The organism is Polyangium jinanense (genome assembly GCF_028435365.1).
In genome coordinates this window covers 19831-34262 of sequence record NZ_JAGTJJ010000009.1, presented here as the reverse complement: position 1 = coordinate 34262, position 14432 = coordinate 19831, and the positions used below count along the sequence as shown (strand labels likewise).

Sequence of the window (14432 nt, the reverse complement as noted above, 5' to 3'; positions counted from 1 at the left end):
TGCAATACCAGCCGCGTCCCGGGCCATGGCCAAGACGACCTCGTAAATTCGCAACACGACGAAACCTCCTTCCCGACGACCCGTTCGCCGGGACCCTGGTCCCGCACCGTCGCGCGCAGGTCTCTGCAAGACTGCGAAGCACCGCGCGGAGCCACCCCGCAGCCACGCGAAGCGTGGCGAGGATGGCGAGCACGGCCTGGTCTTGCAGAGACCGAGCACGACGGTAAGCTCGCCGTCCCCGAGCGGGATCCCCTACGTCCCTGTCCCGCTTGCACGCGCGCTTGACTTTGGCCCGCACGTGCGCTCCCGCTCCCGCTCCCGCTCCCGCTCCCGCTTCCGAGGCGGGGAGAAAGCCCGGCAAGACCGAACCTACCTCGCGCGTGGCGCGGCGCGCGCAAGGGCGCGGTCGATGCTGGCGCGCGCTTCACAAACGAGCGGCCTGGGGATCGCGGTAAAAGGCAGAGGATCGCCCTTCGGATCGCAAAACCCGAACGGGCCGGAGAACGCGGCGTCGCGCGGCCAGGGCGGACGGCCCGGATCGAACCAGGCCGTGACGGTCGAGCTCGATGGTTGGTGGACGAAGTTTCGCGTGGCGAGCCCGGATCCTGTGGAAAATCCCTCGTCTACGAGCGCGCGCCGGAGGGCCGCGGCGTCAACGAGGCGACGCGCGAGGGCGTGGCTTTCGGTGCGGTCGAGCTCATCGTCGGGGACGCCGCGGAGATCTCGGAAGAGCTGGGGGAGGTCCTGCTTGACGCCGAGGTCGTTCGTGAGCGCGCGCCACGCGCCGACGTCGGGCAACCGGGCCGGGTGCACGAGCTCCACGTCGGTCCAGCCGATCCAGCGGGCGTCGTAGTCGAGCGGGACGACGCCGAGGCCACGCGCGTGGTCCCAGGTCCAGAGGAGCGCGAGATCGCGGGGAGGTCCGGGATCTCGGGGGCGCGTCGCGAGGACGAGGTGCCGGAGGAGCGAGGCGTGGAGGGGATCGTCGAGGAGCCACGCGATCTCGTCGGCCGTGACGGGCGCGGCGCGGATCATGCGGTCTTCGAGGAGCCGGGCGGCCTCGTGCCTGCGCGCGCGTTCGGCGCGACGGCCGCGGACGAGCGCGCGGTAACGTTCGTCTTTGCGTACGGCCGAAGGGACGCGGCGGAGCGGGGAGGAGGCGCCCTCGGCGGTGACGATGAGCTCGCCGCGAGGTCCGAGCGAGACGACGTGGCCGGCGATGACGGGTGAGAGCGGCAGGGCGGGATCACGCGTGGGGATGGGCGCGGGATCGAGCGAGGTTCGTCGCGGGAAGAGGGCGGCGAGGAGGCGCGCGGGATCGGCGTCGGGGAGGGGGAGATCCCGTGGGACGAGGGGCGGAGATGGATCGAGGTTCGTCGGGACGAGCGGCGGCGCTTCGGCGAGGAGGCGTGGGGAGACGCCGACGTCGCGGGCGAAGGCTTCGGCGAGGTCGCGCGGGGAGCAGAGGAGGACGACGTCGCGGAGGGAGGGTTCGTCCGCGGTGGGGATGCGGAGGAGGTTCGTCGCGGCGAGGCGCGTGAGCGAGGGAGAAACACCACGCAAGGCGAGGGGCGAGGGCAAGAGGCGGCCGGCGCCGGCGCGCACGAGGGGCGTCGCGTCGGCGATGCGCGCGAAGGCGAGGTGGTGTGTTCCGGCCTCGTGTGCGTCGAGCGAGGAGAGCGCCCACGCGAGGAGGACGAACCGTGCGTCGCGTGGATCGGAGAGGCCAGGGAGGGCGGGCGCGGGCCAGCGCTCGGGGCGAAGGACGCCGCGATCGGCGAGGGAAGCGCGCGAGAGCGCGACGCCGCGGAGGAGCGCGGCGGGATCGGGGTGCGCGAGGTGGAGGGTCGGATCGGCGGCGGCGATGGTGCTTGCCGTGACGAGGTGAGGGTCGATGTGCTGCGCGAGGACCTCGGCGAGGGAGAGCGCGTCTTCGGCGAGATCGAGGGAGGTGCGTTCGTCTTGCGCGAGGCCGATGAGGCGGAAGGCCCAAATGAAGGCGAGCGCGGGGGAGGCGGCGACGGCTGCGGATGCGGCATCCGCGGACGAGGCGGCAAGCGCGGCGAGCGTCGCGGTGACGAGGGGTGCGGGCAGCCATCGCGCGAGGGAACGGACGCGGTTCGTGCGTGTTCCGGAGCGTGGCGGTGGGGTTGTCTCGGCCGGACCGAGGCGGGAGTCTGCGGCTCGATCGAGCTCCTCGGAGAGCACGCGGCGTGCCGAGGCGTCGAGATCGGCGAGGAGCGCGGCGAGCAGTGGGCGCGAGGTGGGTTTGTCGAAGGCGTCCGCGAGGGCACGGCAGATATCGTCCACCTGCTCCAAGAAGTTTGTCGAAGCGATCTCGGCGAGGCGCAGGAGGACCCGGATGCAGGTGTCCTCGGCAAGTGGGTTCGCCTCACGCGCGAGCGTGCCGAGCAGGCGAACCGTGACGTCGAGCAGAAGCGAGGTGTCATCGCTCGGGCTCGCAGGAAGGAGCGTGTCGAGCACGGCGGCGAGGCGCGCCGTGTCGAGGCCGTCGAGGGTGGCACGGAGCGCAGAAGCGAGGCAGCCGCGCACGGAAGAGCCATGATCGCCCGATGCGTGCGAGAGCGCCCAGAGCGCCTGGAGCCGCGCGCGCACGAGCGAGGCTTCCCCCGCAGGCGCCCACGTACCTGGAAGGTCGAAACAACCGAGGAGGGCTGCGTCGATGCGGGACGCGGCCGCGGCGCGATCCGCCGAGGCCTGCGCCGCGTTCGTCAGGGCCGCCATCGTCCCCGGAGGCACGTCGCTACCGGCTTCGAGGAGACGTCGCAACACGCCGAGGCGCAGCGACAACCCCGCGTCGGGCCCTGCATGCTCGGCCGCGACGTCCACGAGCTCTCCGGGCAGGGTCTTTCCGTGGCAGGGCGAGGACACCACTGCGACGAGGAGCGCCGCGGAGACGGGCGCCCGTCGCGCGAGCCGGGCGAGTCGGCGGAGCAAGCGCGTCGCGTGCTCTTCGTCGCCGAGCGCGAGGAAGGTGCGCGCGGCTTCGAGCCACATCGAGGCCGCCGCGTCGGGGCCTATCTCCTCGAAGAGAGCTTCGAGCGATTGGAAGGCCTGCTCCGCGCGGCGAGGGCGCGCCTCCGCGAGCGCGGTTGCGCGCAGGAACACGCGGCTCGCGCGGCGCACGCGTTCGTGATGGGCAAGGTCCTCGGGGCGCTCGCCATGCAGGCGAAGCGGGAAGGGGACTTCCTTTCGTGGTTCGAACCGCAGGAAAAGGGCGCCTTCGGCGAAGTATCCTTCGTGCTCCTCGACGACGCGGCGCGCGGGCCAGGCGTCCGCGCGGACCTCGAGGACACGCACGGCCGAGACGAGGGAGCGGAGGCGCACGAGGAAAACGGCCTCGTGATCGGGGGCGGGCGCAGGAGCGTTCACGGCGCCTCCGGGTCGTCATCTTCGGCCCCGAACGAGGAGAGCAGCGCACCGCGCGCGAGCCGGGCGGAGAGCGCCTCGATGCGGTCGTAGGACGCGAGCAGCGCCTCGGCGAGCGCCACGCTCGGCCGCGGCCCGCGCCCCGCTTGTGCTTCGAGCGCCGCGGCCACGGCTTCGAGGCGCGTCGCGAGGTCGAACAGGCCGATCGATCGCGCGTCCGCCGAGAGCCGTCGGAACGAGATCGCGCGGTGCTCCGTGCGTTCGAGCGCGCCGGCCGCGGCGAGCTCCTCGATCGCCGCGCGTGCTTGCCTCGCGAGGCGCTCGGGGATCATCGCGTCACCTCGAGCGCGGGATCCACGACGTCGAGCGTGAGATCGATCGTGGAGCCGTCCGCGAGCATCGCCGTGATCGGCTCGATCACGAGCGAGCCTCCTTCGCGGGCGAGGCGGACGCAGAGAAACCGCGGCGGCCTCGCGGCGCGGCTCAGCACTTCGAGGTTGTCGAACAGGAGCGCGCGCTCCTCCCGGAACGAGAGCGAGGTCCGGAGCTCCACGCCTGCGCCGATGCGCATGCGTATCGAGAGCTGCTGCGTCGCGTGATCGAAGTCGCTCGGGGACAACCCCTGCACCGGCAGGAGCACGATCGGCGACGAGCGAGGGGGGCGGCCGAGCGCGTCGAAGTCGAGGCTCCGGCCGAGCCGCGCCGCGTCCTCGGGGCCCGCGAGGACGTGGAGCGCGAGGCGGGCGTCGCCCCAGGGGAGCGCCGGCCGCAGGGCCACGCTCGTCGCGCGGCTGCCCGAGAGGCGCCCGTGCGAGAGCGCGATCCGCGCGCCCGAGAGCGTGAACCGACCCCGCGCGAAATCTCGCATCGTGAGGCCGCTCCGCGCGAACGCGGGCCCGGCCGCGAGCCCCTCCGCCCACGTCCGTGGATCCGCGGGCCGCGCGGGTTTTCCCTTCGTGAGCAGCGTCCGCGTGAGGACACGATCCTCGCCGAGCACGGCCACGTACGCCGTCACGCCCGCGACGCCTCCCGCCGCGACCCACGCTTCGAGCCCGAGCCCCTGCACCTCGATCGGCGGGACCTCGACGTACGCGCGTTGCGACGCGCCCGCGATGTCCTCGAGCGGCAGCGCGCCCATGTTCGCGCGGAGCGCGCGCCCGAGGTTGCGCGTGACGGCGAGCTCCCGGAGCGCGTCCGCCTCGGCCGCGCCCGCGTCGGGGCCGTCGAGCCCCGGCAAGAGTGCCGCGAGCCGATCGAGGGACCGCGCGAGCCTGCCGAGGCCCGCGTCGCGTGGTCCGCGCGCTCGCGGACGCATCGCTGCCGCACGCGCAGAAAGCTCGCGCACCCGATCCCCCGAGACACGCGCCGCCCGCCGCAGGCCGAGCGTCACGAGCTCCGCCACGAGCGTGTCGACCTCGGAGAGGAGCGGCGCGAACCGCGCGACGTCTTCCGCGGAGAGCGGCTCCGCCTTCGAGGGCTCGGGGAATACCATGGCCGGCGGCGGCTCCGTGGGGCCCGCGCGTCCGCCGAGATCCCGCGCCCGTTCGTCGCCGCGCGCGACCAGCCGATGCAAACACGTCGGCGCATCCCCCATCGGGCAATCACATCCGACGCGGCCGTCGCGCCACGTGACCGTCGCTCCTCCGACACGCGCTGTGCCTTCGCCCATCGGTACGGCCACGAGCTCGGTCCGCGCCGCGGCGCGACGCATTCCGGCCGGCGCTTCCCGGCGGCTCGTCACGTCTCGCCCCCGCGCACGTGACGCCCGACCCAGGCCGCGAGCTCCCGCGGTGTCATGGCGGCGATCGGCATGCCGAGCGCCGCGAGCGCCCCGGTGACGCGGCGATCGAAGCCGCCCGCGCCCTTGTCGCCGAGGGCCACGAGCCCGAGCACCGTCACCCCGGCGTCGAGCAGATCCTTCACCCGCGTGACGAGCGCGCCGAGCGCGCCTCCCTCGCGGAAATCCGAGATCAGCACGACGAGCGTGCGCCGTGGCTCCGAGACCAAGCTCGCGGCATACCCCACGGCCCGCGAGAGCAACGTCCCGCCGCCGAGCTGCAGCGAGAACAAGACTTCCACCGGATCCCCGGCGATCTCCGTCATGTCCACCACGTGCGTGTCGAACGCGACGAGGCGCAGATCGATCGACGGGACCGACGCGAAGATCGCCGCGAGGATCGCTGCCTGCACGACGCTGTCCACCATCGAGCCGCTCTGATCGAGCAGGACGATGAGCCTGTGGCGTGTCTGCCTCGTGAGCCGTCGCCGGAACACGAGCCGTTCGACGCCGAGCACGCCGCGCGCGCGGTCGTAGTGCCGGAGGTTTTCCCGTACGGTGCGCCGCGCGTCGAGGTTCGCGAGCACGCGCAGGTTCGTCCGGCCGCGTGGTCCGGACGAACCCGTGAGCGAAGGAGCGAGCTCCTTGGCGAGCGCGCGCGATAGGTCGCGCACGGCCTCCTCGATGAGCCGCCTGGCCGCGGGGAGCGAGGCTTCGGGGATCTGCCCGCGCAGCCGCACGAGGAGCGCGAGGATCGCGGGCGAAGGCGTCACCGAGGCGAGCGCCGCCGGATCTTCGAGCAGCGCCGCGAGCCCGTGCCGCGCCGCCGCATCCTCCTCCATCACCACACGCGCCTCGGGTGGGAAGAGCTCTTCCACGCTTGCGAGCCACGTCGAAGGCCGGAGCACGCTCGGCCCGAGCCCGGCTCCGCGCGCGCCTTCGTGCGACGGGCCGCGCCGGAACGCGCGGTCGTAGAGGAACGAGAGATCCTCGTCGATCCGCAGGAGCACCTCGTCCCCTTCGAGAGGGCTGCCGAGCGAGCTGTCCGCGAAGCGCCCGAAGAGGAGACGCAGCCGCCGCGCTGCCTCGCGCTTCTTGTCGTCCGCGCCCGCCGTCATCGCGCCTCTCCGCCGCACGCGACGAGCCGCGCCGTGGGCGCTTCGATCAGCACCTCGCACCGCGCGAGCACGTCGTGCACCGGCGCGAGGACGAACGCGTCCCGCTCGATCACGAGCGTCGGTCCTTCGGCGAACGCCGCGAGCAGAGTGTCCCGGGCCGCTTCGTCCGACGTCTCGTCCATCCGGTGCACCTGCACGAGCGGCAGGATACGGCGTCCCGCGTCTCCCAGGACGAACTCGCCCGAGACCTCGGTCCGTGGCCATTCGGCAGGCGCGTTCGCGGAGCGCTGGAGGTAATACGCGAGCAGCGTCGCGTCGTAATGCGCCACCGTGACGATACGTTTTTCCGAGCGGCCCGCGGCGATCGCGGCGAAGCGCGGCATGCACGCGTCCACGTCGGGCAAGTAGGCGCGGTGCGGCCGAGGCCGGGGCAGGATGAAGAACGTCGACACCGCGACGACGCCGAGGATCGACCAGAGCCACGCCGGTACGCGCTCCTCGGGCGCCAGCGCGACCGCGAGCGCGAGCACCGGCGCCACCGCGGCGATGTAATAGGGCTGCACGCGCGCAAAGCCCGACGCATACGACACGCCGATCATCGCGACCAGCAGAGCGCCGGCAGGCACGAGCGCCCCTGCACATCGCGGAACCAGGAACCCGAACAGCGTCGTCCCGATGCCGAGGTAGATCACCCCGGGACCGACGCACTTGACAACTTCCTCGATGACATACCCGAGCATCCCGCCCGGCGCGCTGTCCCCCCAAGCGAGCTCTGGGAACCGCGCCGCGACCTCGCGCGCCCCGTGATCCCGCACGATCGTCATCCCCAAAAGGATGAACGCGGGCGCGCCCAGCGCCGCCCCGACGCCGATCGGATGCGCCACGCGCCAGAGCGGTTTGCGCGCCGCGACGAACCCGAGAAGCACGCCCGCGATCACGAGCGGCGCGAGGTAGTACGTCCACGCGAGCAGCGCCGTCGACACGGCGAGCCCGAGCCGCGCCGCGCGCGAAGGGCCCTTCGCGAGCCGCGCGGCCAGCGCGCACGTCACCACCACGAGGAGCCCGAACAGCGGGATTTCGCTCACCTCGCGGGAGCGCGCCACGAGCTCCGGGCTCACGGTCACCACGAGCGCCGCGATCGCCCCGAGCGCACCTGCGCGCCCTCGCACGAGCCGCGCGCCCCACACGATCGCCGGCGAAAGGAGCGCACCCGCGATCGCCGCGGGCGCACGCATCACCGCCTCCGAGCCGCCGAACGTCCCCGCCGCGTGCAGCACGACGAACCATAACGGCGGGTGCCGATCCTCGAGCCCTTTGCCCGTCAGGATCTCGCCCATCGGCAGCGCCCCCGTGAAGAGTCGCTGCACGTCCTGGTCGTGCACGAACGGCAGATCGAGGTGCACGATCCGCAGCACGAGCCCGAGCCCGAAGAGCGCGGCCGCGACGATCGCGTCGCCTCTCGGAAGCGAGCCCAAAAGCCCCATCGCGACCGCGAGCAACGCCGGCACCACGAGCGCGCGCACCCCGACGAGCCGCGCGAGCACGCGCGCCACGAGCGGCGGCTCCGGCTCGGCCGCGAGCGGGATCGACGAGGGCGAGCCGAGCCCCGTGTCGTTCCGGTCGATCGCGTCGCGGAGCGCCTGCGTCACCGCTTCCAGATCCTCGATGGGTGCCTGCGATCGCGGCGTCTCGTAGGCGACACCAAAACTCTTCGTTTCGCGCACGCCGGGCCATCGCCCCCGATCCACGACGTGCAATTCGATCCGTCCCCCAGGCCCGTCCGGCCCGGCCTCGCGCCGCGCCGTGAAGACCACGTCCTGCTCCTCGCCCCGCCGCGGCGGAGACAGGTGATACCCACGCGCGACGACCGCTCCCGGGGCGAGCGGGTGGACGAGATCCTCCCACGTCACCAACCTCTGCGCCTTCGTTTCAGGCCAAAGCAAGAGCGAGGCCGCGAGGAGTGATGTCACGGCGAGGAGCACGCGGATCCAGGGGCTCTCGGCGATCGCCCTCGCCCTCCGGAGGGCACCGCGCAATCCTCGCTCTGCCATCCGCGGGCTCGGACGCTAGACGACGGGTTCACCCGGGTAAAGTGGACAGCACGAAAGGCCTGGAGCCCTCGGGATCCTCGCGCGAGCGAGCGGCGAATCCCGGGCAAAAGCCATAGCTTGTGTGCCCCCGCGCCTTATACTGATCCCTCGTGCCGAGCACCCCTCCTCCTGAAGGCTTGCTCCTCGAGCAGTACCGCGGTCGCCTCCCCGGCGACGAGACCGTCACTTCGCCCGCGGCCATCGCCCGCGCGAAGACGCGCATCCAGGTCCGGCGTTTCGCCGGCCCCGCGCATTACACCGAGCACCTCTCCCACCTGCGTATCGCGCACCTGACCGATCTCCACGTCGGCCGCGTGACCCCGTGGGCCGTGCAGCTCGCGGCGGTCGAGCTGACCAACGCAGAGAAGCCCGATCTCGTCCTGCTCACGGGCGATTTCGTCTGCCACAGCCAGCAGTACCTCGACCGCCTGGAGGCCCTCGTGCAGCGCTTCGAGGCGCCCGTGATGGCGGTGCTCGGCAACCACGATTACTGGTCGGGTGCGGATGAGGTCCGCCAGGCTCTGCGCCGCGGTGGCGTCGAGGTCCTCGACAATCGCCACACCATCATCGGCCTGCGCCACCAGATGCTCCAGGTCGTCGGCCTGGACGACGCGTACACCGGCCACGCCCGCAGGGACGAGGCCTTGAAGGGCCTGCGCCGCGATCTGCCGACGATCGCCATGTCCCACATCGCCGAGGAGGCCGACGGGCTCTGGGCGTACGACGTCCCGCTCGTTTTGTCCGGCCACACCCACGCCGGCCAGGTCACGCTCGCCCGCCTGCACGAGCTCGCGATCGGCAAGCTCGCGGGGCATCGCTACGTGCACGGGCTCTACGGCAGCCGCAGGAGCGGCGGCGCGCACCCCGGCGCGGTCTACGTCGGCGCGGGCATCGGCGCGTCCGTCATGCCGATCCGCCTCGGCGAACGAGGCCAGCGCGAGGTCGCGATCTTCGAGCTCGGCTACGAGCCCGGCGCGATCGAAGAGCACCACGACGAGCAGGACCCGCTGCCCGGCCGCCCGCCCACGCCCGAGATGATGGCCAAGCGCGCCGCCGCCGTGGTCGCCAAGCGCGAGAAGCGCGAGCGCAAGAAGAGCTAGAGCATCGACCGGTTCGATGCTCGGAAGATCGCGAAGCGATCTTCCCTCGGGGGGTGAATCGACCGGGCTTTGCCCGGACGAGAGGGGGACGCGAGGCGTCCCCCTCGGGACAAAGAGCTCCGGACGCCCGGAGATGCCCTTGGTGCCCCGCCAAGAGAAGGTCGGCGCGCCCGGAGGTGGCTTTGGTGCTGCGCCAAGAGAAGGTCGGCGCGCCCGGAGATGGCTTTGGCGCCCCTCCAAGAGAAGGTCGGCGCGTCCGGAGGTGGCTTTGGTGCCCCACCAAGAGAAGGTCGGCGCGTCCGGAGGTGGCTTTGGTGCCCCACCAAGAGAAGGTCGGCGCGTCCGGAGGTGGCTTTGGTGCCCCACCAAGAGAAGGTCGGCGCGTCCGGAGGTGGCTTTGGTGCCCCACCAAGAGAAGGTCGGCGCGTCCGGAGGTGGCTTTGGTGCCCCACCAAGAGAAGGTCGGCGCGTCCGGAGGTGGCTTTGGTGCCCCACCAAGAGAAGGTCGGCGCGTCCGGAGGTGGCTTTGGTGCCCCACCAAGAGAAGGTCGGCGCGTCCGGAGGTGGCTTTGGTGCCCCACCAAGAGAAGGTCGGCGCGTCCGGAGGTGGCTTTGGTGCCCCACCAAGAGAAGGTCGGCGCGTCCGGAGGTGGCTTTGGTGCCCCACCAAGAGAAGGTCGGCGCGTCCGGACCTCTCTTCGGCGCAGTCGATGTGAGGTCGCTAGCTAACTCGTGGCCGCTGCGCCTCGAACTTCGCGTGCACGAAGCGCAGGACGTCGTCGCGGTGCTTCTCCGCGCTGAGCTCGTGGTGGAAGATCGCCTCGATGCGCATCTCGGGGCTCACCACGAACGTGTACCGCTGCGCCACGCCCACGACCGGCCAGAGGACGTCGTAGGCCCGCGCGATCCGCTTGTCCGCGTCCGCGATGAGCGGGAACGGCAGGTGGAGATCGCCGGCGAACTTGCACTGCGTGCCGCTGTCGTCCGTGCTCACGCCGACGAGGCTCGCGCCGGCCAGCAAGAGCTCGTTGTAGTTGTCCCGGAACAGGCGTGTCTCGCCCGTGCACACCGGCGTGAACGCCTTCGGGTAGAAGTACACGACGGTGCAAAGCCCCTCTTGCTTGGAGAGGACGAACCGGTCGCCCGCGCTCGTCTGCGCGTCGATCTCCGGCGCACGATCCCCGACCTTGAGCGAGCTCATCGGAAACAGGGGTAGCAAAGCGAACGCGGCGCGTCGAGAGGCGCAGAACGTCAGCCATCCGCGTCCGAAGACGGGCCCGCCCACGCAGCCTCGGCTTCGAGCCATCGAAGCTCCCACGCAGAGAGACGCGCGACCTCCTCCGGAGGCAAGGGCGAGACGAGCAGCGCCTCGGAGGCGCCGAGGCCGAGCCGTTCCGCGGCGCGTGAAGAAATCTCTTCCAGCTCGCGAGGACCAAGCCGCGCGAGGGCGCGGCGCAAGGACGGGAGCGAGGCGAGGAAGCCCTCGAAGCTGCCCGAGGTGACGTGCGCGACGAGCGCTTCGAGCAGCGACGGCTCGTCGAGCAACGCGCGCGGCGAGAGCGCGAGCAGGCCTTCGAGGTACGCTCCCTTCGCCTCGGGACGCCCCCGCGCCGCCTCGAAATGCGCGCCGAGCTCCGAGCCCCGTCCCTCGCCGAGGCTCACGAGCAGGCCGTCGAGCGCACCCAGCACGAGCGGCGAGGCAGCCCGCGCGATCTCCCGCGCCGCCCGCGCCTTCGCCAGCAAGAGCTCCCGCACGGGGCCCATTCCGTCAGCCGCGAGCGCCGCTCCGCCGAGATCCGCGAGCAGCGCCGGAACGTCCGCGGCCCGCGCCCCCGAGGTCTGCGCGAGCCGCGGGAGCCTGTGCGTTCCCTCCTCGTACGCCGCGCGGCCGAGCGCGTCGAGCCACGCCGCCTTCGGAAGGCCAAGCCGCGCGCGGAGCGCCCGCACCCGCCGTAACTTTCGCGCCGCTTCGAGGAGCGATCGTGGATCGTCGTCCGCGCGGATCGCCGCCTCGAGCGCCGGCGCGAGCCGCAGGCACACGCCGTCGAGCCCCATCCGCACGCCTCGCCCGACGCACACCGCGATCGCCCCCGCGCGGCCTTCACCTTCCCGCGCCGCGCGCACGAGCAGCCGCGCCGCCGCCTCCTCGACGCTCGCCCCCTCCGCCGCGAGCTCCAGGAGCCGCGCGTCCACCTCCGGCGCGTACGCCACGGTCCAGCGCTCCGTCGCCGCCTCGAACTCGGTAGACGCTTGGGGGGCGCCCTTCGCCCCAAACCCCTCCGCGTCGCCCGCCCCGACCTGCGTCGCGAACCCGAGCCCGAGCCACGTCGTGCGATGCAAGAACCACGAGCACCGCCGCGCCTTCTTCGACGCCGCGAGTGAGAGCTCGATCCCGCGCGGCGGCCCTCCGGAAGGCAAAAGCCCGAGCGCCTCGGCCGTCGCCCGAAAATCCCGCAGGATCGGGCTCGGGCCCGCCGTCGGCCCGAGTTTGCCCATCCGGCTGCCTCGAAGCGCCTCGCCGAGCGCCGCGACGACCCGCCGCCCCGAGACGCGCAGCTCGCCTTTCACGAAGCAGCTCGTCGCCGCCTCGATCACCTCGGCCCGCCCGATCTTCGGCCGCCCCCGCAGCGACGCGAGCTCCCGCGCGAACGCGAGCGCCGCGATCGCGTCCGCCGGCCCGAGCGTGTCGCCTTCGACCCGCGCCCGCCGGATCGTCTCGAGCAGCACCCGCTCCGCCGCCTGCGCGAACGGATCCGCCTTCGCGCGCGCCTCCCACACGTGCTGGTAGAACGCCGGCCCGCTCATCCCCGGCGCGTACCCGAGCAGCGCGTCGAGCCGCGGGAACGTGTACGGCACGAGCCGCACCTCCGCTTCCGCGTCGTCCTTCGGCGCGCGCTCGAGCGCGGGCAGCGTCTCCCGCGCGCCGCCGAGCGCGATCACGTGCAGCGCCCCGGCCACGACGAGCGCGCGTTTGCCCTTCTGCGCCGCGGCCTCCGCGATCTTCGCCGCCATGAACCGCTCGCGTGAGAGCGTCCCGTCCGCTTCGAGCTCCTCCTGACCAAACGTCCACCGCGTCGCGAGCGCGTACACGCCCACCGCGAGCGCCCAGCCCTCGGGGCTCTCGTCCCAGCCTCCTTGCTCGAACAGCGCCTCCCACAGCTCGTCGAAATCCCGCGCGCCCGCCCGCGCGCAGAGCGCCGCCGTGAACCGGCTCCGCCCGAGCAGCCCGCCCGCGTCCTGCCCGAGCCGCTCGCCGAGCGCGCGTTCCGCCGAGGGGAGGTCGTCCTCGCCGAGATCCGACGTGTCCTCGGGCAGCGGCGAAAACCGGTCGATGAAGCGCACCTCGGCGCCGCTCGCCTTCGCGTACCGCAGCGCCACGAGCTCGGGCGAGTAGTCGCAGAACGGGTAATACGCCCGGGATCGGGGCGCCTCCGCGGCGTGGCTTCCGTCCCGCCGCCCGACGAAGCGCGGGCGTTTGTCTTCGGTGATCGCGCAGATCGCGAACGGCGCGTGGCTCTCCGGATCGAGCAGCGCTTCGAGGTGCTCCTCGAACCGCGCGGGCAGCTCGACGAGGATCACGTCCGGCGCGAAGGCCGGCAGGAACGCTTCGAGTTTCGCCGCGCACGTCGGGCTCTGGTGCCGCACAGGGAAGAAGGCGAGCGCGCTCGACAGCCCGAGCCGCTTCGCGACCTCGGCGCGCGTTTCCTCCGGCGCTCCGAGGTCTCCGAGCTTCATCGCTCGCGGCCGATCTTGCGCCACGCCTCGAGCAGCGCGCCCCACGGGCCGCCATGCCGCGCCGCCCGATCCCGCACCACCGTCTCCACGTACCGTTCGAGCTTCGCCGTGTCCTCGGCCGCGTCGAGGGTCGCCGCGCCTGCGAGGTGCGAGGCCACCTCCTCGGCGCCGAGCCTGCCCGTGCCGTAGTAATGCGCGTGCAGCGCGGCCGCGTGCAGCGTCGCGATCGCCTCGGCCGTCGAGAGCGGCGCCTCGGGCCGGTCGAGGTGCACGCCCTCGCGGCTCCGGCCCGAGCGCAGCTCCTGGAACGTCGTCACCACGAGCTCCACCGCGTCCCGCGGCACGGGCACGCTCGCCCCCGCTGCCGCGAGCTGCTTTTGCACCTCGCGCTCGACGAGCGCCATCTCCACGAACGGATCCCGGATCGGCCGCACCGACTCGAAGTTGAACCTCCGCCGGAGCGCCGCGCTCATCTCGTTCACCCCGCGATCCCGTGCGTTCGCCGTGGCGATCAAGTTGAAACCCTCCCGCGCGAACAGGATCCCGTCCTCGCCTTCGAGCTCCGGCACCCGGAGCACCTTGTCGGACAGGATGCCCACGAGGCTGTCCTGCACCTCCACGGGGCAACGCGTCAGCTCCTCGAAGCGCGCGATCCGGCCCTCGCGCATCGCGGCGAACAGCGGCGACGGCACGAGCGCCTCCCGCACCGGGCCCTTCGCCAGGAGCAGCGCGTAGTTCCAGGTGTACTTGATCTGATCCTCGGTCGTGGCCGCGCTGCCTTGCACCGTGAGCAGACTCGTCCCGGTCGCGGCCGCGGCGAGCAGCTCCGACAGCATCGACTTCGCGGTCCCCGGCTCACCGACGAGCAGGAGCGCGCGGGGCGAGGCCAGGGTCACGATCGCGCGCTCGACGAGCGCGTCGTCGCCGAAGAATTTTTGGGTCACGGCGATCTCGCCTTCGCCGCCTTCCCGGGGCAGCTTCGCCTCGCCCGAGCCCAGGATGAACGTGCGGATCATCCGCGGCGACAGCCGGAAGCCGCGCGGCTTCGGGTGCGTGTCGGCGGCGGCGAGGGCGTCGAGCTCCTCGCGAAAGAGCACCTCTGCGGCGGGACGGAGGACGGATTCGGGCACGCGGATCGCTTCTCGCCGCCCGGCGCGGTGCGGCCTTGGCAAGCGCTACCTGCGCGCATTCTCCGCGTCAATCCGGCCCGTCTGTGTGTCCT

9 protein-coding genes are annotated in these 14432 nt (G+C 72.5%); 1 reads left to right on the top strand and 8 read right to left on the bottom strand.

Annotation, left to right across the window (positions count from 1 at the left end; genetic code table 11):
- Positions 1-369: 369 nt before the first annotated feature.
- Genes KEG57_RS19165 through KEG57_RS19145 form a run of 5 tightly spaced genes read right to left on the bottom strand, consistent with a single transcriptional unit; the run spans position 370 to position 8336 of the window.
- Entirely contained in the window at positions 370-3393 is a 3024-nt protein-coding gene (locus tag KEG57_RS19165) for a DUF4132 domain-containing protein (RefSeq protein ID WP_272422496.1), read from the bottom strand.
- Positions 3390-3722 carry a hypothetical protein gene (locus KEG57_RS19160; protein ID WP_272422495.1) on the bottom strand — a complete coding sequence of 111 codons (333 nt, stop codon included), beginning with the start codon at positions 3720-3722 and terminating at the stop codon, positions 3390-3392. Before KEG57_RS19160 ends, KEG57_RS19165 begins: the two co-directional genes overlap by 4 nt.
- Positions 3719-5131, bottom strand: a complete 1413-nt coding sequence (locus KEG57_RS19155) for a YehQ C-terminal OB-fold domain-containing protein (protein WP_272422494.1) — start codon at positions 5129-5131, stop codon at positions 3719-3721. Before KEG57_RS19155 ends, KEG57_RS19160 begins: the two co-directional genes overlap by 4 nt.
- Positions 5128-6285 carry a VWA domain-containing protein gene (locus KEG57_RS19150; RefSeq protein WP_272422493.1) on the bottom strand — a complete coding sequence of 386 codons (1158 nt, stop codon included), beginning with the start codon at positions 6283-6285 and terminating at the stop codon, positions 5128-5130. The genes KEG57_RS19155 and KEG57_RS19150 overlap by 4 nt, the downstream gene beginning before the upstream one ends.
- Positions 6282-8336, bottom strand: a complete 2055-nt coding sequence (locus KEG57_RS19145; protein WP_272458679.1) for a glycosyltransferase family protein — start codon at positions 8334-8336, stop codon at positions 6282-6284. The genes KEG57_RS19150 and KEG57_RS19145 overlap by 4 nt, the downstream gene beginning before the upstream one ends.
- A gap of 149 nt (positions 8337-8485) precedes the next feature.
- Between KEG57_RS19145 and KEG57_RS19140 the strand changes: the two genes are divergently transcribed.
- Complete coding sequence (locus tag KEG57_RS19140) at positions 8486-9475, top strand: metallophosphoesterase (RefSeq protein ID WP_272422491.1); 990 nt, start codon at positions 8486-8488, stop codon at positions 9473-9475.
- Positions 9476-10196: 721 nt separating this feature from the next.
- On the opposite strand, the gene KEG57_RS19135 is transcribed toward KEG57_RS19140, so the two are convergent.
- From KEG57_RS19135 to KEG57_RS19125, 3 genes are read right to left on the bottom strand one after another with little or no spacing between them, the layout of a single operon-like run.
- Entirely contained in the window at positions 10197-10676 is a 480-nt protein-coding gene (locus tag KEG57_RS19135; RefSeq protein ID WP_272422490.1) for a peroxiredoxin, read from the bottom strand.
- A gap of 50 nt (positions 10677-10726) precedes the next feature.
- Positions 10727-13210 (bottom strand): DUF5682 family protein, encoded by a 2484-nt coding sequence (locus KEG57_RS19130; RefSeq protein WP_272422489.1) that lies wholly within the window; start codon positions 13208-13210, stop codon positions 10727-10729.
- Complete coding sequence (locus KEG57_RS19125; RefSeq protein WP_272422488.1) at positions 13207-14340, bottom strand: ATP-binding protein; 1134 nt, start codon at positions 14338-14340, stop codon at positions 13207-13209. Before KEG57_RS19125 ends, KEG57_RS19130 begins: the two co-directional genes overlap by 4 nt.
- Positions 14341-14432: the final 92 nt, after the last annotated feature.